Here is a 22,173-nt window from a genome sequence, read left to right as displayed (position 1 = left end):
CCTTGGATAAAAAAGAGTTATTTGATACAGTCATTAACTTAGAAGAACAAATTGGCTCACTGTACCGGCAGCTGGGGGATTTGAAGCAGCATATCGGTGAGATGATTGAAGAAAATCATCATTTACAGCTTGAAAACAAGCATTTGCGCAAACGGCTGGACGATACGACGCAGCAGATTGAAAAGTTCAAAGCTGATAAAAAAGAATCAAAAACACAGAAGACAGAGCAAACTGATATAGGGGAAGGGTATGATAATCTGGCACGTCTGTATCAAGAAGGATTTCATATCTGCAATGTCCACTATGGAAGCGTTCGTAAAGAAGATTGTCTTTTCTGTCTGTCATTCTTAAATAAAAAATAAGGAAAAGGCTTCCGCATAAGACGGGAGCCTTTTTCAAAGGTACTGAAAGGATAAGAAGATGGTTTCATTACGTGATGATGAAAGATTAGATTATTTGCTCGCAGAGGACATGAAAATCATACAAAGTCCAACAGTGTTTGCTTTTTCATTGGACGCTGTGCTTCTGTCCAAATTTGCGTACGTTCCGATTCAAAAAGGAAAAATCGTTGATTTGTGCACCGGCAATGGCATTGTGCCGCTGCTGCTCAGCACAAGATCAAAAGCAGACATTCTTGGAGTTGAAATTCAAGAAAGACTTCATGATATGGCTGTTCGCAGTGTGGAGTATAATAAGCTGCGGGATCAGATTCAGATCATACATGATGATCTGAAAAACATGCCGGAAAAGCTGGGACATAATCGATATGATGTTGTCACCTGCAATCCGCCGTATTTTAAAACGCCGAAGCAAACTGAGCAAAATATGAATGAGCATCTCAGAATCGCCAGACATGAAATTCACTGTACACTGGAGGATGTCATTTCAGTCAGCAGCAAGCTGCTCAAGCAAGGAGGCAAGGCAGCCCTTGTTCACCGGCCGGGACGGCTTTTGGAGATTTTTGAACTGATGAAGGCTTATCAAATCGAACCGAAGCGTGTGCAATTTGTCTACCCGAAACAAGGGAAAGAAGCCAATACCATCTTGGTTGAAGGCATCAAAGGCGGACGTCCTGATTTAAAAATTCTCCCCCCTTTGTTCGTTTATGACGAACAAAATGAATATACAAAAGAAATCAGGACCATTTTATATGGAGACAAATAACCATTTCTTCTACGTCGTGAAATGTAAGGACAATAGCTGGTATGCCGGGTATACCAACGATCTGCAGAAACGAGTAAAAACACATAATGATGGAAAGGGCGCAAAGTATACAAAAGTAAGACGTCCGGTTGAATTGATATTTGCTGAAGCTTTCACAACGAAACGGGAAGCCATGCAGGCGGAATATTATTTCAAAAAACTGACTCGAAAGAAAAAAGAGCTTTATATAGAAGAAAAGCGGAACAGCAAGGAGGCTGTATATGTTAAGGCGCCAAATGAGCTTTAATGGAAAGTCGGACATGGGGATTCTATATTTGGTCCCAACCCCAATCGGAAATTTAGAGGATATGACATTCCGGGCGATCGACACGCTGAAATCAGTGGATGCGATTGCTGCGGAAGATACGAGACAAACGAAAAAGCTTTGTCATGTATACGAAATTGAAACACCACTTGTTAGTTATCACGAACATAATAAGGAAAGCAGCGGCCACAAAATCATTGAATGGCTGAAATCGGGAAAAAACATTGCCCTTGTCAGTGACGCCGGGCTGCCGACGATTTCTGATCCTGGAGCGGAAATCGTGAAGGATTTCACGGAGTTAGGCGGTTATGTCGTTCCGCTGCCGGGAGCAAATGCTGCATTAACAGCCCTAATCGCTTCAGGAATTGTACCGCAGCCTTTCTTCTTTTACGGTTTTCTTAACAGGCAGAAAAAAGAAAAGAAGAAGGAACTTGAAGCTCTTAAAAAACGGAGAGAAACAATTATCTTTTATGAAGCGCCTCACCGATTGAAGGAAACCTTGTCAGCGATGGCAGAGATATTAGGAGATCGGGAAATTGCTGTAACGCGCGAACTCACTAAGAAATATGAAGAATTTATCAGAGGCTCGATATCCGAAGTCATCGAATGGGCAAACGAAGACCAGATACGCGGTGAGTTTTGTCTTGTCGTAGAAGGAAGTAAAGCAGAGGAATCAGATGAGGAAGCACAATGGTGGGAAACCCTCACCGCGAAAGAACATGTCGAGCATTACATCTCGAAAGGCGCTACTTCTAAAGAAGCTATTAAAAAAGCAGCAGTCGATCGCAATGTTCCTAAGCGTGAAGTGTACGATGCTTACCATATTCAGCAATAAAAAAACGTTCTTGTGTCATAACAAGAACGTTTTTTGTAAAAGAAATGATTATTTAAGGTTTTGAAGTTGGTTTTGGATTTCGCTGATGATTTGCTCAGCGCCTTCTTTACTAAGAACCAATTTACCGCCTGCAAGTTTAAGGTTATCATCAGAAACTTCACCAGTTACTTGGCAAGTCATGTTTGGTTTATATTTTTTAAGGATGATTTTTTCATCATCAACATAAATTTCAAGAGCATCTTTTTCTGCGATTCCAAGAGTACGACGCAATTCGATAGGAATAACTACACGTCCTAATTCATCAACTTTACGTACAATACCAGTAGATTTCATAAACATTCTCCTCCCAAGAGATAATTATTTGTTTAAATTATATTTTTCTTCGTCATTATTCGACAAAATCCTTACCTTCATAGCATAACAAGGTTTCCAATAATCGTCAATCATTTTGTTTACTATTGATTGTAAGAATTAGTTCTTATAGTCAGTAATGTCTCGAAAACTACCGGAATAACAGCATTTTATAAATTTTTAATAAAGCTATTATCCTACTAAAACTCCTTTTAAATCAAGACTTTCGAACCAAGGTTTTTTATTTCATTTGATTATATACGACAAAATTCGACATAAACAGACTTTTTTTATTTTCATTAAAGATTTTTAATTTTAATTATTCTTTTTCAGGGCATACGTATATATTCTTGATCTTAAAGGCTAAGATGGTATCATAGATAAAGGATAAATATAAATAATAATCATATATGATTTGCACTTATCGCCGCTCTCGTCCTTTGGGCGGGAGCTTTTTGACATTCTGATTGGGAGGTTTCAAGATGCCGCAAGAAAACAATACATTTTATATTACAACACCGATTTATTATCCGAGCGGAAAATTACATATCGGCCATGCATATACGACAGTCGCGGGAGATGCAATGGCACGCTACAAAAGATTAAAAGGGTTCGATGTTCGCTATTTAACGGGAACGGACGAGCATGGACAAAAGATTCAGCAAAAAGCTGAGCAGGAAAACATTACACCTCAGGAGTATGTGGATCGCGCAGCGGCAGATATTCAGAAACTGTGGAAACAGCTTGAAATCTCAAACGACGACTTTATCCGTACAACTGAAAAACGGCATAAAGTTGTGATTGAAAAGGTGTTTCAAAAGCTTCTTGATAACGGGGACATCTATCTTGATGAATATGAAGGCTGGTATAGTATCCCAGATGAAACGTTCTACACGGAAACTCAGCTGGTTGATATCGAGCGGAATGAAAAGGGAGAGGTCATCGGCGGAAAAAGCCCTGACAGCGGACACCCAGTTGAATTGATCAAAGAGGAATCATATTTCTTCCGTATGGGGAAATACGCGGATCGTCTTCTGAAATATTATGAAGAAAACCCAACATTCATCCAGCCGGAATCACGCAAAAACGAAATGATTAACAACTTTATCAAGCCTGGACTTGAGGATTTGGCTGTATCGCGTACCACTTTTGACTGGGGCGTGAAGGTGCCGGAAAATCCAAAGCACGTTGTATATGTTTGGATCGACGCACTATTTAACTATTTAACAGCACTCGGCTATGATACAGAAAATGATGAGCTTTATCAAAAATATTGGCCTGCCGATGTACATTTAGTCGGTAAGGAGATTGTGCGATTCCATACCATTTACTGGCCAATTATGCTGATGGCTCTTGATCTGCCGCTTCCGAAGCAAGTATTCGCGCATGGCTGGCTTTTAATGAAAGACGGAAAAATGTCGAAATCAAAAGGGAACGTTGTAGATCCCGTTACATTAATTGAACGCTACGGTTTAGACGAACTTCGTTATTACCTGCTTCGCGAAGTGCCGTTTGGATCTGACGGTGTCTTCACGCCGGAAGGTTTTGTTGAGCGGATTAACTATGATTTAGCGAATGATTTAGGAAACCTATTGAATCGTACGGTTGCAATGATCAATAAGTATTTTGACGGACAAATCGGTTCTTACAAAGGTGCTGTAACGGAATTTGATCAAACGCTCACTTCAGTTGCTGAAGAAACAGTGAAGGCTTACGAGAAAGCAATGGAAAACATGGAATTCTCGGTAGCTCTTTCAACATTATGGCAGCTCATCAGCCGCACAAATAAATACATTGATGAGACAGCTCCATGGGTGCTTGCGAAGGATCCGGCAAAAGAAGAAGAACTGCAATCAGTTATGTATCATCTGGCTGAATCATTGCGTATTTCAGCTGTGTTGCTTCAGCCATTCCTAACAAAGACACCGGAAAAAATGTTCGAGCAGCTGGGCATTACTGATGAAGCTTTAAAAGCTTGGGACAGCATTACAGCTTTCGGCCAGCTGAAAGATACAAAAGTACAAAAAGGCGAGCCTTTGTTCCCTCGTTTAGAGGCAGAAGAAGAAATTGCTTACATCAAAGGGAAAATGCAGGGATCGGCGCCAGCTAAAGAAGAAACAAAAGAAGAAAAGCCGCAAGAGGTTGATCGCTTACCTGAAATCACGATCGATCAATTCATGGATGTAGAACTTCGCGTGGCAGAGGTCATCGAGGCAGAGCCGGTGAAAAAAGCAGACCGACTATTGAAGCTGCAGCTGGATCTTGGTTTTGAAAAACGCCAAGTCGTATCTGGTATTGCGAAGCATTATACGCCTGAAGAGCTTGTTGGGAAAAAACTCGTATGTGTAACAAATTTAAAACCGGTTAAGCTGAGAGGAGAACTTTCTCAAGGTATGATCCTTGCTGGAGAGGCAGACGGCGTATTAAAAGTCGTATCTATCGATCAGTCGTTACCGAAAGGCACAAGAATTAAATAATGACAAACAAAAGGTGTTTCACGTGTAACAATTCGTCGAACACCTTTTGTGTTTCGACAAGAAAGGAGTTTTCACTTATGTTGTTTGACACACATGCACATTTAAATGCAGAACAATATGATACGGATCTGGAAGAGGTTATTGAGCGGGCAAAATCTGAAAAAGTAGAACGAATAGTCGTAGTTGGTTTTGACCGACCGACCATTACCCGTGCGATGGAAATGATTGAGGAGTATGATTTTATTTATGCAGCCATCGGCTGGCACCCTGTTGACGCGATTGACATGACAGAAGAAGATTTAGCATGGATTAAAGAACTCTCTGCTCATGAAAAAGTGGTAGCGATAGGTGAAATGGGACTGGATTATCATTGGGATAAATCTCCTAAAGATGTTCAAAAAGAGGTGTTTAGAAAACAAATCGCCTTAGCAAAAGAGGTCAATCTGCCTATTATCATTCATAACCGTGATGCAACGGAGGATGTCGTGACGATTTTAAAAGAGGAAGGCGCAGAAGCCGTGGGCGGAATCATGCACTGCTTTACAGGAAGTGCGGAAGTGGCAAGAGAATGCATGAAAATGAATTTTTATTTATCATTTGGGGGACCGGTGACATTTAAAAATGCGAAGAAGCCGAAGGAAGTTGTGAAGGAAATACCAAATGACCGTTTGCTGATTGAAACTGACTGCCCATTTCTCACACCTCATCCTTTTCGCGGGAAAAGAAATGAGCCAAGCTATGTGAAATATGTGGCAGAGCAAATCGCTGAATTAAAAGGAATGACCTTCGAAGAGATTGCATCAATCACGACTGAAAATGCAAAAAGACTTTTCCGTATAAACTGACAAAAAACGCTAGCGGTTTTTGTAATAGCTTGTCCCTTACAGCGTTTTTCTATAAAAGTTCTACATGCTTTCTTCTCCTCATAGGATAGGTTTGTCGACAAGTCTTTCTTCCGTTTCTCATTGTATTTCAGGATAATGAAGAAGACACTGAGCTTTTGGGAGAAAGAGAAGGGAGGGTTGACAGCCTTTTAGATACTCTATATAATCTCTCCGAGGAGAAGGAGGCGTTTTTCATCATACAAAAAATGAAAAAGCTGTTTTCCGTAAAGCTTAGCAAAAGCAAAGTCATTCTGGTTGCTGCTTGTTTGCTATTGGCAGGAAGCGGGACTGCGTATGCGGCTCATGAGCTGACAAAACAATCAGTCTCAGTTTCTATCAATGGCAAAAAGAAACATATACGCACACATGCAAAAACGGTCGGTGATCTTTTAGAGACGCTTGATATAAAGACAAGAGACGAAGACAAGATCACACCTGCTAAACAGACAAAGATAACAGCAGATATGGACGTTGTGTACGAGGCTGCAAAACCTGTGAAGCTTACAATAAACGGGGAAGAAAAGACATTATGGTCAACAGCAAAAACGGTCGGTGCATTACTGGACGAAAAAGATGTTGATGTAAAAGAACACGATCAAATTGATCCCGCAATAGATACAGATATTTCGAAAGACATGAAGATTAACATAGAACCCGCATTTCAGGTTACTGTGAATGATGCAGGAAAACAAAAGAAGATCTGGACGACTTCGACTACGGTCGCTGACTTTTTAAAACAGCAAAAGATGAACATAAAAGACGAAGATAAAATCAAGCCTGCGTTAGATGCAAAGCTGACGAAAGGAAAGGCTGATATTACAATTACTCGTATCGAAAAGGTCACCGATGTAGTTGAAGAGAAAATCGCGTTCGATGTGAAAAAGCAAGAAGACGCTTCTCTTGAAAAAGGGATAGAAAAGGTCGTCCAAAAAGGAAAAGAAGGCAAGCTTAAAAAACATTTCGAAGTCGTTAAAGAAAACGGCAAAGAAGTGTCCAGAGAGCTTGTAAAAGAAGAAACAGCTGAACAAAGCAAAGATAAGGTGGTTGCTGTCGGCACAAAGCAAAGCAGTCCAAAGATTGAAAAGGTCAGTGCTTCCGGGGATTCAAAAACAGTCGTGTCCCGCAGCAATGAATCAACAGGCAAAGTCATGACTGTATCATCTACGGCTTATACAGCTAGCTGCAGCGGTTGTTCAGGACATACAGCTACAGGCGTCAATTTGAAAAATAATCCGAATGCGAAAGTTATCGCTGTAGATCCAAATGTTATTCCGCTAGGCTCCAAAGTTCACGTTGAAGGCTATGGATATGCCATTGCTGCAGATACTGGTTCAGCGATTAAAGGGAACAAAATAGACGTCTTTTTCCCGGAAAAATCATCGGCGTACCGATGGGGAAATAAAACAGTCAAAATTAAAATCTTAAATTAATATATACTTATGTATTCAGAGGGTTTTGCGCCCTCTGTTTTTTTCGTTATAATAGACAAAGTGTATTTTCTGCTTATTAGACGCTCGACATAAGAAAAAGTTTCATGAATATACAAAAGTTTTTATTTTACCTTGGAGGAAATAATGAAAATTAAAGAGATCATTGTGGTCGAGGGGCGTGACGATACGGCCCGCATCAAATTGGCTGTTGATGCAGACACAATTGAAACAAATGGTTCAGCCATCGATGATCATGTGATTGACCAAATCCGTTTGGCTCAGAAGACCAGAGGCGTTATCATTTTGACGGATCCGGACTTCCCAGGAGAGAAGATCCGCAAAACCATTTCTGAGGCTGTACCCGGCTGTAAGCATGCTTTTTTGCCAAAGCATCTTGCAAAACCTAAAAACAAGCGGGGAATTGGTGTGGAGCACGCATCGATTGAAAGCATTAGGGCATGTTTAGAAAACGTGCACGAAGAGATGGAAGCGCAGCCGAGTGAGATTTCAGCTGAGGATCTGATTCATGCCGGACTGATTGGCGGATCTGCCGCCAAACGCCGCCGTGAGCGATTGGGTGATTTGTTGAAAATCGGCTATACAAATGGCAAACAGCTTCAAAAACGGCTGCAAATGTTTCAAATTAAAAAAAGTGATTTTATGAGTGCGCTCGATACCGTTATGCGGGAGGAACAGAATGAATAAAGATATTGCGACACCGATTAGAACGAAAGAGATACTGAAAAAATACGGTTTTTCTTTTAAAAAGAGCTTAGGACAGAATTTCTTAATTGATACGAACATTTTAGACAGAATTGTCGATCACGCGGAAGTGACGGAGAAAACAGGTGTCATTGAAATCGGCCCGGGAATCGGGGCTTTGACCGAACAACTCGCCAAGCGGGCGAAAAAGGTCGTGGCATTTGAAATTGACCAGCGATTATTACCGATCCTGAAAGATACACTATCCCCTTATGACAATGTCACTGTCATTCATCAGGATGTATTAAAGGCTGATGTCAAGTCGGTCATTGAAGAACAATTTCAAGACTGTGATGAGATCATGGTAGTAGCCAACCTTCCTTATTATGTGACAACGCCGATTATCATGAAACTGCTTGAAGAACATCTTCCGCTGAAAGGGATTGTGGTCATGCTGCAAAAAGAAGTGGCTGAGCGCATGGCGGCAGACCCTTCATCTAAGGAATACGGTTCACTTTCAATCGCGGTGCAATTTTATACAGAAGCCAAAACGGTGATGATCGTTCCGAAAACCGTGTTTGTTCCTCAGCCTAACGTAGATTCCGCAGTCATTCGGCTGATTCTCCGCGAGGGACCGGCAGTGGACGTGGAAAACGAAGCCTTTTTCTTTCAGTTAATCAAGGCAAGCTTTGCTCAGCGCCGTAAAACGCTGCTCAATAACTTAGTCAACAACCTGCCTGAAGGAAAAGCACAAAAATCAACGATTGAGCAAGTGCTGGAAGAAACAAATATTGACGGCAAGCGCCGAGGGGAATCCCTGTCTATTGAGGAGTTCGCAGTGCTGTCTAACGGATTGTATAAAGCCCTTTTCTAAAAGGGCTTTTTGTTTTGCGCACCACATGGACTGCCGCTACATAGGCTAGAGAAGGACCTTTAATTCAATGATAAGAAAAACTTGGACTCAGCGAAAAAAGGCGCTTTCTCAAGGCTCTTTCTTTCATGATGAGGCTTAGTCTATGTGTGGAGTGAGGAACGTGCAATTTCAAATAGGGGATATGGTAGCCAGAAAATCTTATCAAATGGATGTTTTGTTTCGCATTATTGGAATAGAGCAAACAAGCAAAGGAAATTCAATCGCCATTTTGCATGGCGATGCAGTCAGGCTGATTGCTGATGCGGATTTTTCTGATCTGGTAGCAGTGAAAAAAGATGAGCAGATGATGCGGAAAAAGAAAGATGAGAGCAGAATGAATGAATCGCTCGAATTGCTCCGCCAGGATTATAAGCTGCTCAGAGAAAAGCAGGAGTACTATGCGACAAGCCAATATCAGCATCAGGAGCATTATTTTCATATGCCGGGCAAGGTGCTTCATCTGGACGGTGATGAAGCGTATCTGAAAAAATGCCTGAATGTCTATAAAAAAATTGGAGTGCCGGTTTACGGAATCCATTGCCATGAAAAGAAAATGTCTGCTTCTATTGAAGAATTACTCGACAAATATCGACCTGATATCCTGGTGGTAACAGGGCATGATGCGTACTCGAAGCAAAAGGGCGGCATTGATGATTTGAACGCGTACAGACATTCAAAGCACTTTGTTGAAACGGTTCATAACGCCCGAAAAAAGATCCCTCACTTAGATCAGCTTGTTATTTTTGCAGGGGCCTGCCAATCCCATTTTGAATCACTCATAAGAGCGGGGGCAAATTTCGCGAGTTCTCCATCAAGAGTAAACATCCATGCGCTTGATCCGGTGTATATCGTCGCGAAAATCAGCTTTACGCCGTTTATGGAACGAATCAATGTATGGGAAGTGCTCCGTAATACGCTGACAAGAGAGAAAGGGCTTGGAGGTATTGAAACAAGAGGAGTGCTGAGAATTGGAATGCCTTATAAGTCCAATTAACAGATGAAAACCCGCATCGAAGATCTATGCGGGTTTTTTATTTTACATAATGATACATAATTTACCGAAACTTGCGGAAAATAATTGAGGAATCATAGAATTTTGTCAAAATAATTTTATTGACAACGTCTTATTAACGTTGATATAATTTAAATTTTATTTGACAAAAATGGGCTCGTGTTGTACAATAAATGTAGTGAGGTGGATGCAATGGCGAAGACGTTGTCCGATATTAAAAGATCGCTTGATGGGAATTTAGGTAAAAGGCTGACGTTAAAAGCAAACGGTGGCCGCCGAAAAACGATTGAGCGTTCGGGCATTTTAGCTGAGACGTACCCTTCTGTTTTTGTGATACAACTAGATCAAGACGAGAACTCGTTTGAAAGAGTTTCATACAGTTATGCTGATATTTTGACTGAGACTGTTGAGCTGACATTTAATGATGACGCCGCAAGCTCAGTAGCATTTTAACGGGCAGTGAACCTTTTGTTTACTGCTTTTTGTTTTGCCTTTTTTGGTTTCCAGTAATTTTAACGAAAGTTCCATCTGATTTAACAAAAGATAAAACAGTCACATATTATCGTGACGTGCACGAATGGCTATCACTTCTAAAAAAGGGGTTGTTTCGTTTGGGCAGACGTCGTGGAGTTATGTCAGATGAGTTTAAATATGAGCTGGCTAAAGACCTTGGTTTTTATGATACAGTCAAAAATGGCGGCTGGGGCGAAATTCGGGCTCGCGATGCCGGTAACATGGTAAAGCGCGCCATTGAAATCGCCGAACAGCAAATGGCTCAGAATCAGAATAACCGATAAGGATGTGACCCGGGGGACGTGCCGTTCCCCGGTTTTTTGTGTTGGATATAAATACATAATGGGCCGCAATATGGATATGTTCATCCTGTACTTCAAATGTGATACAATGTTCATACTTATGTTTAGATGGAGAAGTAGGTGAAAGCTATGCGTATTTTAGAAAAAGCGCCAGCAAAGATCAATCTGTCACTTGACGTCACCCGAAAACGCCCGGATGGCTATCATGAAGTCGAAATGATCATGACGACGATTGATTTAGCGGATCGGATTGAATTGACGGAGCTGGCAGAGGATGAAGTGAGGGTTTCCTCCCACAACCGTTTTGTGCCTGATGACCAAAGAAACTTAGCTTATCAGGCTGCCAAGCTGATCAAGGACAGATACAACGTGAAAAAGGGAGTTTCCATCATGATTACGAAGGTGATTCCGGTGGCTGCCGGTCTTGCCGGCGGAAGCAGTGATGCGGCTGCGACGTTCAGAGGGCTGAACAGACTGTGGAATTTAAATCTTTCTGCAGAAACGCTTGCTGAGCTTGGAGCGGAAATTGGCTCCGACGTTTCATTTTGTGTCTATGGCGGGACTGCACTAGCAACAGGACGCGGGGAGAAAATTAAACACATCAGCACGCCTCCGCACTGCTGGGTCATTTTAGCAAAGCCGACAATCGGTGTTTCAACTGCTGAGGTGTACCGACAGCTGAAGCTGAATGATGTAGAGCATCCGGATGTACAAGGCATGATTGAGGCTATAGAGGAAAAGAGTTTTCAAAAGATGTGCAGCCGTTTAGGCAATGTGCTTGAATCTGTTACGCTTGATATGCATCCTGAAGTCGCGATGATCAAAAACCAGATGAAACGCTTTGGCGCAGATGCCGTGTTAATGAGCGGGAGCGGCCCGACGGTGTTTGGGCTGGTTCAGTATGAGTCGAAGGTGCAAAGAATTTATAACGGGTTAAGAGGCTTCTGCGATCAAGTTTATGCGGTAAGAATGATCGGCGAACAGAACGCTCTTGATTAAATCCGTATGTTAAGTTATATTGATCTTAAAATATTCGGATTTTGGGGGTAAGTTCATGAAGTTTCGTCGCAGCGGCAGATTGGTGGACTTAACAAATTACTTGTTAACCCATCCGCACGAGTTAATACCGCTAACCTTTTTTTCTGAGCGGTATGAATCTGCAAAATCATCGATCAGTGAAGATTTAACGATTATTAAGCAAACCTTTGAGCAGCAGGGGATCGGTACTTTGCTTACTGTTCCCGGAGCTGCCGGAGGCGTCAAATATATTCCGAAAATGAAGCAGGCTGAAGCTGAAGAGTTTGTGCAGACACTTGGAAAGTCGCTGGCAAATCCTGAGCGTATCCTTCCGGGCGGTTATGTATATTTAACGGATATCTTAGGAAAGCCATCTGTACTCTCCAAGGTGGGGAAGCTGTTTGCTTCTGTGTTTGCAGACCGCGAAATTGATGTAGTCATGACCGTTGCCACGAAAGGCATCCCTTTGGCGTACGCAGCTGCGAGCTATCTGAATGTCCCTGTCGTCATCGTTCGCAAAGACAACAAGGTAACAGAAGGCTCCACAGTCAGCATTAATTACGTCTCAGGTTCCTCAAACCGCATTCAAACGATGTCACTAGCGAAAAGAAGCATGAAAACGGGTTCAAACGTACTCATTATTGATGACTTTATGAAAGCAGGCGGCACAATTAATGGTATGATTAACCTGTTGGATGAGTTTAACGCAAATGTGGCGGGGATCGGCGTCTTGGTTGAAGCCGAAGGAGTAGATGAGCGTCTTGTTGATGAATATATGTCACTTCTTACTCTTTCAACCATCAACATGAAAGAGAAGTCCATTGAAATTCAGAATGGCAATTTTCTGCGTTTTTTTAAAGACAATCTTTTAAAGAATGGAGAGATAGAATCATGACAAAAGCAGTCCATACAAAACATGCCCCAGCGGCAATCGGGCCTTATTCACAAGGGATAATCGTAAATAATATGTTTTACAGCTCAGGCCAAATTCCTTTAACTCCTTCAGGCGAAATGGTGAACGGTGATATTAAGGAGCAGACTCATCAAGTATTCAGCAACTTAAAAGCGGTGCTGGAAGAAGCAGGCGCTTCTTTTGAAACGGTTGTAAAAGCAACTGTATTTATCGCGGACATGGAACAGTTTGCGGAAGTAAACGAAGTGTACGGACAATATTTTGACACACACAAACCGGCGAGATCCTGTGTTGAAGTCGCGAGACTCCCGAAGGACGCGCTGGTCGAGATCGAAGTTATTGCATTGGTAAAATAATAAGAAAAGTGATTCTGGGTGAGCTCGGAATCACTTTTTTATTTACCTTATGCCCGAAATAAAAGCGTTATGACCTAATTGTGTAACTATATCCTATTTTTTCAAAAAATATTTTAAAAACGAGCAGGATTTCAGGAAAAATCGTGGAATTGATACACTAATGCTTTTATATAGGGAAAAGGTGGTGAACTACTGTGGAAGTTACTGACGTAAGATTACGCCGCGTGAATACCGATGGTCGCATGAGAGCGATTGCATCCATCACGCTGGATCACGAATTTGTTGTACATGATATTCGTGTGATTGATGGAAACAATGGTCTTTTCGTTGCGATGCCGAGTAAACGCACCCCTGATGGAGAGTTCCGCGATATTGCTCATCCAATTAATTCAAGCACGCGAGGAAAGATTCAAGATGCCGTGTTAAATGAGTATCATCGTCTGGGTGACACTGAAGCATTAGAATTCGAAGAAGCTGGAGCTTCTTAAAAAATAACCAAAAAGCAAGGACTGCTGAAAGGGCTGACAAAAGCCTTTTAACGGCAGTCCTTTTTTAATTCTGATTTTTCAAACTTAATTGCACTCAATAGAAAATTCTTGCACTTCATGAAGTCTCCTTGAAATCAGAAGATATTTAGGATATATTTTTCTATGGATAAAAGGGATATTGGAGGCCAATAAATGGATAAGCGGTTTGCAGTTGTTTTAGCGGCTGGACAAGGAACGAGAATGAAATCGAAGCTTTATAAAGTCCTTCATCCAGTTTGCGGTAAGCCTATGGTAGAACACGTCGTGGACGAAGCCTTAAAGTTATCTTTATCAAAGCTCGTCACGATTGTCGGACATGGTGCGGAAGAAGTGAAAAAGCAGCTTAGTGATAAAAGCGAGTACGCGCTTCAAGCAGAACAGCTTGGCACTGCTCATGCGGTAAAACAGGCACAGCCATTTCTTGCTGACGAAAAAGGCGTCACGATTGTCATTTGCGGAGATACGCCGCTTTTAACAGCAGAGACAATGGAACAGATGCTGAAAGAACATACACAGAGAGAAGCGAAAGCTACGATTTTAACTGCGGTTGCAGAAGATCCAACCGGATACGGCCGTATTATTCGCGGCGCAAACGGAGCGGTTCAAAAAATCGTTGAGCATAAGGACGCCTCTGAAGAGGAACGTCTTGTGACTGAGATCAATACCGGTACGTATTGTTTTGATAATGAAGCACTATTCCGGGCCATTGATCAGGTGTCTAATGATAATGCTCAAGGTGAGTATTATTTGCCGGATGTCATAGAGATTCTTAAAAACGAAGGCGAAACTGTTGCCGCTTACCAGACTGGTAATTTCCAAGAAACGCTCGGAGTTAATGATAGAGTTGCTCTTTCTCAGGCAGAACAATTTATGAAAGAGCGTATTAATAAAAGGCATATGCAAAATGGCGTAACGCTGATTGACCCGATGAATACGTATATTTCTCCTGACGCTGTCATCGGAAGCGATACTGTGATTTATCCTGGAACTGTGATTAAAGGTGAGGTGCAAATCGGAGAAGATACGATTATCGGCCCTCATACGGAGATTATGAATAGTTCAATTGGCAGCCGTACGGTCATTAAACAATCGGTAGTCAATCACAGTAAAGTGGGGAATGATGTAAACATAGGACCTTTTGCTCACATCAGACCTGATTCTGTCATCGGGAATGAAGTGAAGATCGGGAATTTTGTTGAAATCAAAAAGACTCAATTCGGAGACCGAAGCAAGGCTTCTCATTTAAGCTATGTCGGTGATGCTGAGGTAGGCACAGATGTAAACTTGGGCTGCGGTTCAATAACTGTCAATTATGATGGAAAGAATAAATATTTGACGAAAATTGAAGACGGCGCGTTTATCGGCTGCAACTCCAACTTGGTTGCCCCTGTCACAGTCGGAGAAGGCGCTTATGTAGCGGCAGGTTCAACTGTTACGGAAGATGTACCTGGAAAAGCGCTTGCTATTGCCAGAGCGAGACAAGTAAATAAAGACGATTATGTGAAAAATATTCATAAAAAATAATCCTAAATTCGGAGGTTTATCCATGTCTAATCAATACGGAGATAAGAATTTAAAGATTTTTTCTTTGAATTCGAATCCAGAGCTTGCAAAAGAAATCGCAGATATAGTTGGAGTTCAATTAGGGAAATGTTCTGTCACAAGATTTAGTGACGGGGAAGTCCAAATTAATATCGAAGAAAGTATTCGCGGATGTGACTGTTATATCATCCAGTCTACAAGTGACCCCGTTAACGAGCATATTATGGAACTGCTGATTATGGTAGATGCGTTAAAACGCGCTTCTGCAAAAACGATTAACATTGTTATTCCTTATTACGGTTATGCGCGTCAAGACAGAAAAGCAAGATCCCGTGAGCCAATCACAGCAAAACTTTTCGCTAACCTGCTTGAAACAGCCGGTGCGACTCGTGTGATTGCACTTGACCTGCATGCGCCGCAAATTCAAGGATTCTTTGATATACCGATTGACCACTTAATGGGTGTTCCGATTTTAGGAGAATATTTTGAAGGCAAAAACCTTGAAGATATCGTCATTGTTTCACCAGACCACGGCGGTGTGACACGCGCCCGCAAACTGGCTGACCGACTAAAAGCGCCGATTGCGATTATCGATAAACGCCGTCCGCGTCCAAACGTGGCGGAAGTCATGAATATTGTTGGTAATATCGAAGGGAAGACCGCTATCCTGATCGATGACATTATTGATACTGCAGGTACCATTACACTTGCTGCTAATGCGCTCGTTGAAAACGGGGCGAAAGAAGTATATGCATGCTGTACACACCCTGTGCTATCAGGCCCTGCTGTTGAACGGATTAATAATTCAACAATTAAAGAGCTTGTTGTGACAAACAGCATCAAGCTTCCTGAAGAAAAGAAAATTGAACGGTTCAAGCAGCTTTCAGTCGGACCGCTTCTGGCTGAAGCGATTATTCGCGTTCATGAGCAGCAATCAGTCAGCTATCTGTTCAGCTAAACCGATATTTGAGGTTTAAATCCTTATCGTTATGGGTATTGTTTGTAATAGGACAATAAAACGATAATAGGATGGTGCTGAATATGGCAACTTTAACGGCAAAAGAAAGAACGGACTTTACTCGTTCGTCTCTTCGGAATATCCGTACTTCAGGACATGTTCCAGGTATCATATACGGGAAAGACACGGGAAACAAACCTGTATCATTAGACAGTGTGGAGCTGATCAAAACGCTGAGGGACGAAGGTAAAAATACAGTCATCACGCTTGACGTCAGCGGAGAAAAACATTCTGTCATGGTAACAGACCTGCAAACGGACCCGCTGAAAAATGAAATCACTCATGCTGACTTTCAAGTTGTCAATATGAGTGAAGACATTGAGGTGGAAGTTCCGATTCATCTGACCGGAGAAGCCATTGGAGTGAAAAACGGAGGCGTATTGCAGCAACCGCTGTATGCACTTACTGTAAAGGCTAAGCCAAAAGCCATTCCGCAAACGATTGAGGCTGACATTTCAAACCTCGATGTAAATGAAGTACTGACTATTGCGGATTTGCCTGCTGGCGGTGACTACTCCTTTCATCATGAATCAGATGAGGTCGTAGCTTCTATCCTTCCTCCGCAGCAGCAGGAAGCAGCTGAGATAGATGAAGAGGAATCTGCCGATGCTCAGCCTGAAGGTGAAAACAAAGAACAATAATAGCTTAAGGCGTAACCCTCCCGAGGTTACGTCTTTTGTGCTAGAATGAGAAGAATTATAGCCCGCTATGCAGGCGGGAGTTTATGTAACTAAGGGAGGATTCGCCATGTTTGTAATTGCCGGTCTCGGAAACCCCGGGAAGAACTATGAAAATACACGGCATAATGTCGGATTTATGGTGATAGATCAGCTTGCGAAGGAATGGAATATTGAGCTGAATCAAAATAAATTTAACGGATTATACGGAACCGGATTTGTTTCCGGCAAAAAGGTTCTACTTGTTAAACCGCTTACATATATGAATTTATCAGGAGAATGTTTGCGGCCTTTAATGGACTATTATGATGTCGATAATGAAGATTTGACAGTCATTTACGACGATCTTGATCTTCCGACTGGCAAGATCCGTTTAAGAACGAAAGGAAGCGCTGGAGGGCACAATGGCATCAAATCACTGATTCAGCATCTTGGAACATCCGAGTTTGACCGCATACGCATCGGAATCGGCCGGCCTGTAAACGGCATGAAGGTCGTTGATTATGTGTTGGGCTCCTTCACCAAGGAGGAGGCACCTGAGATTGACGGAGCGGTCGATAAATCTGTGAAGGCTTGTGAAGCTTCTCTGAGCAAACCGTTTTTAGAAGTCATGAACGAATTTAACGCGAAGGTATAAAATGAATCAACAAAGTCCATACTACACCAAAATGACTTTTTCATCAGGAGGTCCCTTGTATGGCTTTGCATTATTATTGTCGTCACTGCGGAGTGAAAGTAGGCAGTCTTGAATCTTCCATGGTATCGACTGACTCACTTGGATTTCAGCACTTAACAAACGAGGAAAGAAACGATATGATTTCTTATAAAGATAATGGAGATGTCCATGTTTTGACAATATGTGAAGATTGCCAAGAGGCGCTTGACCGAAATCCGCATTACCACGAACATCACACATTTATTCAATAAAAAGCTTTGGTGTAGAGACTAGACCAAAGCGTTTTTCTGTTCTCACAGGAAACAGAGAGGAGGGGCCATATGGACAACATTCAAACCTTTATAAAAGAAAGCGATGACTTTAAATCCATCATCAACGGTTTACACGAGGGGCTGAAGGAACAGCTGCTCGCGGGTCTGTCGGGTTCCGCGCGTTCTGTTTTTACTTCTGCCCTGGCTAATGAAACGAATAAGCCTATCTTTCTAATCACCCATAACTTATATCAAGCCCAGAAAGTAACGGATGATCTGACTGCACTTCTAGAGGATCGGTCTGTCCTTTTGTACCCCGTCAATGAACTTATTTCATCAGAAATCGCAGTCGCAAGCCCTGAATTGCGGGCGCAGCGATTAGATGTCATTAATAGATTAACGAATGGAGAAGCGCCAATTGTCGTTGCTCCTGTAGCTGCAATCAGAAGAATGCTGCCGCCTGTAGAGGTGTGGAAAAACAGCCAAATGCTCATTCAAGTGGGCCATGATATCGAACCTGATCAGCTTGCATCACGGCTGGTAGAGGTAGGATATGAGCGGTCTGATATGGTTTCTGCACCCGGGGAATTCAGTATTCGCGGAGGAATCATTGACATTTACCCGCTGACTTCAGAGCATCCGGTGAGAATTGAACTTTTTGACACCGAAGTTGATTCAATCCGCAGCTTTAACTCAGATGATCAGCGGTCAATTGAGACGCTTACCTCGATCAATATCGGTCCTGCGAAGGAATTGATTATCAGACCTGAAGAAAAAGCGCGGGCGATGGAAAAAATGGATGAAGGTCTTGCCGCTAGCCTGAAAAAATTAAAGCTCGACAAGCAAAAAGAAATCCTTCACACGAATATTTCTCACGACAAAGAACGCTTGTCTGAAGGCCAGACAGATCAGGAGCTGGTGAAGTATCTCTCATATTTCTATGAAAAGCCTGCTAGTTTACTAGATTATACACCTGATAATACACTTCTGATTTTGGATGAAGTCAGCCGGATTCATGAGATGGAAGAACAGCTTCAAAAAGAAGAAGCGGAGTTCATAACAAACCTTCTTGAGGAAGGGAAGATTTTGCATGACATCAGTTTGTCATTCAGCTTCCAAAAAATAGTGGCTGAGCAAAAACGCCCTCTGCTGTACTATTCTTTATTTTTGCGGCATGTACACCACACGAGTCCGCAAAATATCGTCAATGTGTCAAGCAGACAAATGCAGAGTTTCCATGGCCAAATGAATGTGCTGGCGGGTGAAATGGAACGCTTTAAAAAATCCAATTTCACCGTTGTATTCTTAGGAGCCAACAAGGAACGTACACAGAGATTATCTTCTGTTCTCGCTGATTATGAAATCGAAGCCGCCATGACAGACAGCAAAAAAGCGCTTGTTCAGGGACAGGTCTATATCATGGAAGGCGAGCTCCAATCGGGATTTGAGCTGCCGTTAATGAAGCTTGCCGTTATTACGGAAGAAGAACTGTTCAAAAACCGTGTGAAAAAGAAGCCTCGAAAACAGAAGCTTACAAATGCTGAGCGTATTAAAAGCTATTCCGAGCTTCAAATCGGTGATTATGTCGTTCATATTAATCACGGGATCGGAAAGTATTTAGGGATTGAAACCCTTGAAATCAATGGGATCCACAAAGACTATTTAAACATTCATTATCAGGGAAGCGACAAGCTTTACGTCCCTGTGGAACAAATTGACCAGGTGCAAAAATATGTCGGCTCCGAAGGAAAAGAGCCGAAGCTGTATAAATTAGGCGGAAGCGAATGGAAACGGGTCAAGAAAAAAGTAGAGACATCGGTTCAGGATATTGCTGATGATTTAATTAAGCTGTATGCCGAAAGGGAAGCGAGCAAGGGCTATGCGTTTTCTCCTGACCATGAAATGCAGCGTGAATTTGAATCGGCGTTCCCTTATCAAGAAACCGAGGATCAGCTCCGTTCCATTCACGAAATCAAAAAGGACATGGAAAGAGAACGTCCGATGGACCGCTTGCTATGCGGAGATGTAGGCTACGGTAAAACAGAGGTTGCCATACGTGCCGCGTTTAAGGCGATCGGTGACGGAAAGCAGGTAGCTCTGCTCGTTCCGACAACAATTTTGGCACAGCAGCACTATGAAACCATTAAAGAGCGCTTCCAGGACTATCCGATTAATATCGGCCTGCTCAGCAGATTCAGAACGAGAAAAGAAGCGAACGAAACAATCAAAGGATTGAAAAACGGGACTGTTGATATCGTCATCGGGACGCACCGGCTGCTGTCAAAAGATGTCGTGTATAAAGACTTAGGACTCCTCATCATTGATGAAGAGCAGCGTTTTGGTGTAACCCATAAAGAAAAGATCAAACAGATCAAAGCCAATGTTGATGTATTAACTTTAACAGCGACGCCGATTCCGCGTACGCTGCATATGTCTATGCTTGGCGTAAGGGACCTTTCAGTCATCGAGACTCCGCCGGAAAACCGATTCCCCGTACAGACGTATGTTGTGGAATACAACGGCGCCCTTGTCAGAGAGGCGATTGAGCGTGAGCTTGCACGCGGAGGCCAGGTCTATTTCTTGTACAACCGGGTAGAGGATATCGAGCGGAAGGCGGATGAAATCTCAATGCTTGTCCCTGACGCAAAGGTAGCGTATGCGCACGGGAAAATGACAGAAAACGAATTAGAAACCGTTATGCTAAGTTTCCTTGAAGGAGAATCAGACGTTCTCGTCAGCACAACCATTATTGAAACAGGCGTTGACATTCCGAACGTCAATACGCTGATCGTATTTGATGCCGACAAGATGGGTCTTTCCCAGCTTTATCAGCTGCGGGGACGCGTCGGCCGGTCTAATCGTGTGGCGTATGCGTACTTCACGTACCGCAGGGATAAAGTGCTGACAGAAGTGGCTGAAAAAAGGCTGCAGGCCATTAAAGAATTCACAGAGCTTGGTTCTGGTTTTAAAATCGCAATGCGTGACTTAACGATTCGCGGAGCCGGGAATCTTCTTGGCGCCCAGCAGCATGGCTTCATCGATTCGGTCGGATTTGACCTCTATTCACAAATGCTGAAGGAGGCCATTGAAGAGCGTAAAGGAGACACAGCGAAGACGGAGCAGTTTGAAACAGAAATTGATGTTGAGCTTGATGCATATATTCCGGAAACATATATTCAAGACGGCAAACAGAAAATTGATATGTATAAACGCTTCAGGTCTGTGGCTACAATCGAAGAGAAGAATGAACTTCAAGACGAAATGATCGACCGGTTTGGAAACTATCCAAAAGAAGTCGAATACTTGTTTACTGTTGCAGAAATGAAGGTTTATGCGAAGTATGAACGTGTTGAGCTGATTAAGCAGGATAAAGATGCTGTCAGATTGACAATTTCTGAAGAAGCAAGTGCTGAAATTGACGGCCAGAAGCTGTTTGAGCTCGGCAATAAATATGGCAGGCAAATCGGACTGGGAATGGAAGGCAAAAAACTCAAAATCTCCATACAGACGAAAGGCCGAAGTGCCGATGAATGGCTCGAAACCGTGCTGGGCATGCTGAAGGGCTTAAAAGATGTGAAAAAACAAACCATTTCATCAACGTAAATTTTGTTACTCTCTGGTGTATATTACATTTGATGTTACGGATACTAATTTCAAGCGAGGCGGAAGGTACATAAAGTGACTTGCTTTAGGTCTTTCCCACATGTATATACCATCAAATGAAAGAGAGGCACCAGAGATGAAAGCAACCGGTATCGTACGTCGTATTGATGACTTAGGACGGGTCGTGATTCCTAAAGAAATTCGCAGAACTCTAAGAATAAGGGAAGGCGATCCGCTTGAGATTTTTGTAGACCGTGACGGAGAAGTGATTTTGAAAAAGTACTCTCCGATCAGTGAGCTTGGAGACTTTGCAAAGGAGTATGCAGACGCGCTTTATGACAGTCTCGGGCATTCAGTGCTTATTTGTGACCGTGACGTATATATTGCCGTGTCTGGCAGCTCAAAAAAAGACTACTTAAACAAGTCGATCAGCGAAATGCTGGAAAGAACAATGGATCAGCGCAGTTCCGTGCTTGAGAGTGATGCGAAATCAGTACAGCTTGTGAATGGCATAGATGAGGACATGAATTCTTATACTGTCGGCCCGATTGTGGCGAATGGAGATCCGATAGGCGCCGTGGTTATTTTTTCAAAGGATCAGACAATGGGCGAAGTAGAGCATAAAGCCGTTGAGACAGCAGCTGGATTTTTGGCGCGTCAAATGGAACAGTAGGTCTTATTCCTTTTATCGAAAATAGGTATGAAA

Annotated in this window: 24 protein-coding genes; 23 read left to right on the top strand and 1 reads right to left on the bottom strand. The window is 42.5% G+C overall.

From position 1 onward, the window contains the following. The first annotated feature begins 2 nt into the window (after positions 1–2). The 4 genes from yabA to rsmI are packed head-to-tail and all read left to right on the top strand — an operon-like array spanning position 3 to position 2,303. Positions 3–362 (top strand): replication initiation-control protein YabA, encoded by a 360-nt coding sequence (gene yabA, locus CVV77_RS21515; RefSeq protein ID WP_003218308.1) that lies wholly within the window; start codon positions 3–5, stop codon positions 360–362. 58 nt (positions 363–420) lie between these two features. Next, positions 421–1,164: a tRNA1(Val) (adenine(37)-N6)-methyltransferase gene (locus CVV77_RS21510; RefSeq protein ID WP_060397761.1), complete on the top strand. Its 744-nt coding sequence runs from the start codon at positions 421–423 to the stop codon at positions 1,162–1,164. Further along, entirely contained in the window at positions 1,151–1,450 is a 300-nt protein-coding gene (locus tag CVV77_RS21505) for a GIY-YIG nuclease family protein (RefSeq protein ID WP_003242154.1), read from the top strand. Before CVV77_RS21510 ends, CVV77_RS21505 begins: the two co-directional genes overlap by 14 nt. Further along, the gene (gene rsmI / locus CVV77_RS21500) at positions 1,425–2,303 is read left to right on the top strand and encodes a 16S rRNA (cytidine(1402)-2'-O)-methyltransferase (protein WP_003242152.1); all 879 of its coding nucleotides are present in this window, start codon (positions 1,425–1,427) and stop codon (positions 2,301–2,303) included. Before CVV77_RS21505 ends, rsmI begins: the two co-directional genes overlap by 26 nt. A 48-nt stretch (positions 2,304–2,351) precedes the next feature. Here rsmI and abrB read toward each other — a convergent pair whose 3' ends face one another. Further along, positions 2,352–2,642, bottom strand: coding sequence for a transition state genes transcriptional regulator AbrB (gene abrB, locus CVV77_RS21495; RefSeq protein WP_003226760.1), 291 nt, complete (start codon positions 2,640–2,642; stop codon positions 2,352–2,354). 494 nt (positions 2,643–3,136) lie between these two features. On the opposite strand from abrB, the gene metG reads away from it, so the two are divergent. The 19 genes from metG (at position 3,137) to spoVT (ending at position 22,140) form a co-directional block, all read left to right on the top strand. Next, positions 3,137–5,131, top strand: a complete 1,995-nt coding sequence (metG, locus tag CVV77_RS21490; RefSeq protein ID WP_100276444.1) for a methionine--tRNA ligase — start codon at positions 3,137–3,139, stop codon at positions 5,129–5,131. A gap of 77 nt (positions 5,132–5,208) precedes the next feature. Further along, complete coding sequence (locus CVV77_RS21485) at positions 5,209–5,976, top strand: TatD family hydrolase (RefSeq protein WP_084993276.1); 768 nt, start codon at positions 5,209–5,211, stop codon at positions 5,974–5,976. Between the two features lie 155 nt (positions 5,977–6,131). After that, positions 6,132–7,445: a ubiquitin-like domain-containing protein gene (locus CVV77_RS21480; protein WP_088111680.1), complete on the top strand. Its 1,314-nt coding sequence runs from the start codon at positions 6,132–6,134 to the stop codon at positions 7,443–7,445. A 144-nt stretch (positions 7,446–7,589) separates the two neighbouring features. Beyond that, on the top strand, positions 7,590–8,150 hold the full coding sequence (gene rnmV, locus CVV77_RS21475) for a ribonuclease M5 (protein WP_084993273.1): 561 nt from the start codon (positions 7,590–7,592) through the stop codon (positions 8,148–8,150). Further along, on the top strand, positions 8,143–9,021 hold the full coding sequence (gene rsmA / locus CVV77_RS21470) for a 16S rRNA (adenine(1518)-N(6)/adenine(1519)-N(6))-dimethyltransferase RsmA (RefSeq protein ID WP_088111679.1): 879 nt from the start codon (positions 8,143–8,145) through the stop codon (positions 9,019–9,021). Before rnmV ends, rsmA begins: the two co-directional genes overlap by 8 nt. Before the next feature lie 160 nt (positions 9,022–9,181). After that, a complete protein-coding gene (gene prtG / locus CVV77_RS21465) occupies positions 9,182–10,054 on the top strand; it encodes a sporulation-specific protease PrtG (protein ID WP_019257249.1) in 873 nt (290 codons plus the stop codon). A gap of 210 nt (positions 10,055–10,264) precedes the next feature. Further along, positions 10,265–10,525, top strand: coding sequence for a biofilm formation stimulator Veg (gene veg / locus CVV77_RS21460; RefSeq protein ID WP_003218330.1), 261 nt, complete (start codon positions 10,265–10,267; stop codon positions 10,523–10,525). Between the two features lie 158 nt (positions 10,526–10,683). Continuing rightward, positions 10,684–10,869, top strand: a complete 186-nt coding sequence (locus CVV77_RS21455) for a small, acid-soluble spore protein, alpha/beta type (protein WP_003218333.1) — start codon at positions 10,684–10,686, stop codon at positions 10,867–10,869. A gap of 147 nt (positions 10,870–11,016) precedes the next feature. Then, positions 11,017–11,886 carry a 4-(cytidine 5'-diphospho)-2-C-methyl-D-erythritol kinase gene (gene ispE, locus CVV77_RS21450; protein WP_100276443.1) on the top strand — a complete coding sequence of 290 codons (870 nt, stop codon included), beginning with the start codon at positions 11,017–11,019 and terminating at the stop codon, positions 11,884–11,886. A gap of 55 nt (positions 11,887–11,941) precedes the next feature. After that, positions 11,942–12,799, top strand: coding sequence for a pur operon repressor (gene purR / locus CVV77_RS21445; protein WP_100276442.1), 858 nt, complete (start codon positions 11,942–11,944; stop codon positions 12,797–12,799). Then, positions 12,796–13,173, top strand: a complete 378-nt coding sequence (gene ridA, locus CVV77_RS21440) for a 2-iminobutanoate/2-iminopropanoate deaminase (RefSeq protein ID WP_003226738.1) — start codon at positions 12,796–12,798, stop codon at positions 13,171–13,173. Before purR ends, ridA begins: the two co-directional genes overlap by 4 nt. 194 nt (positions 13,174–13,367) lie before the next feature. Beyond that, a complete protein-coding gene (gene spoVG / locus CVV77_RS21435; RefSeq protein WP_003218346.1) occupies positions 13,368–13,661 on the top strand; it encodes a septation regulator SpoVG in 294 nt (97 codons plus the stop codon). Between the two features lie 192 nt (positions 13,662–13,853). Continuing rightward, entirely contained in the window at positions 13,854–15,224 is a 1,371-nt protein-coding gene (gene glmU, locus CVV77_RS21430) for a bifunctional UDP-N-acetylglucosamine diphosphorylase/glucosamine-1-phosphate N-acetyltransferase GlmU (protein ID WP_003242130.1), read from the top strand. Between the two features lie 22 nt (positions 15,225–15,246). Further along, on the top strand, positions 15,247–16,200 hold the full coding sequence (locus CVV77_RS21425) for a ribose-phosphate diphosphokinase (protein WP_003218353.1): 954 nt from the start codon (positions 15,247–15,249) through the stop codon (positions 16,198–16,200). 83 nt (positions 16,201–16,283) lie between these two features. Further along, the gene (locus tag CVV77_RS21420; protein WP_019257252.1) at positions 16,284–16,901 is read left to right on the top strand and encodes a 50S ribosomal protein L25/general stress protein Ctc; all 618 of its coding nucleotides are present in this window, start codon (positions 16,284–16,286) and stop codon (positions 16,899–16,901) included. A gap of 106 nt (positions 16,902–17,007) precedes the next feature. Next, positions 17,008–17,574 carry an aminoacyl-tRNA hydrolase gene (gene pth / locus CVV77_RS21415; protein ID WP_088111676.1) on the top strand — a complete coding sequence of 189 codons (567 nt, stop codon included), beginning with the start codon at positions 17,008–17,010 and terminating at the stop codon, positions 17,572–17,574. 59 nt (positions 17,575–17,633) lie between these two features. Next, positions 17,634–17,864: an anti-sigma-F factor Fin gene (gene fin / locus CVV77_RS21410; RefSeq protein WP_019257254.1), complete on the top strand. Its 231-nt coding sequence runs from the start codon at positions 17,634–17,636 to the stop codon at positions 17,862–17,864. Between the two features lie 69 nt (positions 17,865–17,933). Continuing rightward, positions 17,934–21,467, top strand: coding sequence for a transcription-repair coupling factor (gene mfd, locus CVV77_RS21405; RefSeq protein WP_100276441.1), 3,534 nt, complete (start codon positions 17,934–17,936; stop codon positions 21,465–21,467). Between the two features lie 136 nt (positions 21,468–21,603). Next, positions 21,604–22,140 (top strand): stage V sporulation protein T, encoded by a 537-nt coding sequence (gene spoVT / locus CVV77_RS21400; RefSeq protein ID WP_003218365.1) that lies wholly within the window; start codon positions 21,604–21,606, stop codon positions 22,138–22,140. Positions 22,141–22,173: the final 33 nt, after the last annotated feature.

This window comes from Bacillus sp. SN1 (assembly GCF_002796895.1).
GTDB classification, from domain to species: Bacteria; Bacillota; Bacilli; order Bacillales; family Bacillaceae; genus Bacillus; species Bacillus inaquosorum.
Note: the sequence above shows the minus strand (reverse complement) of the source record. Positions and strands in the feature narration are given on the sequence as shown.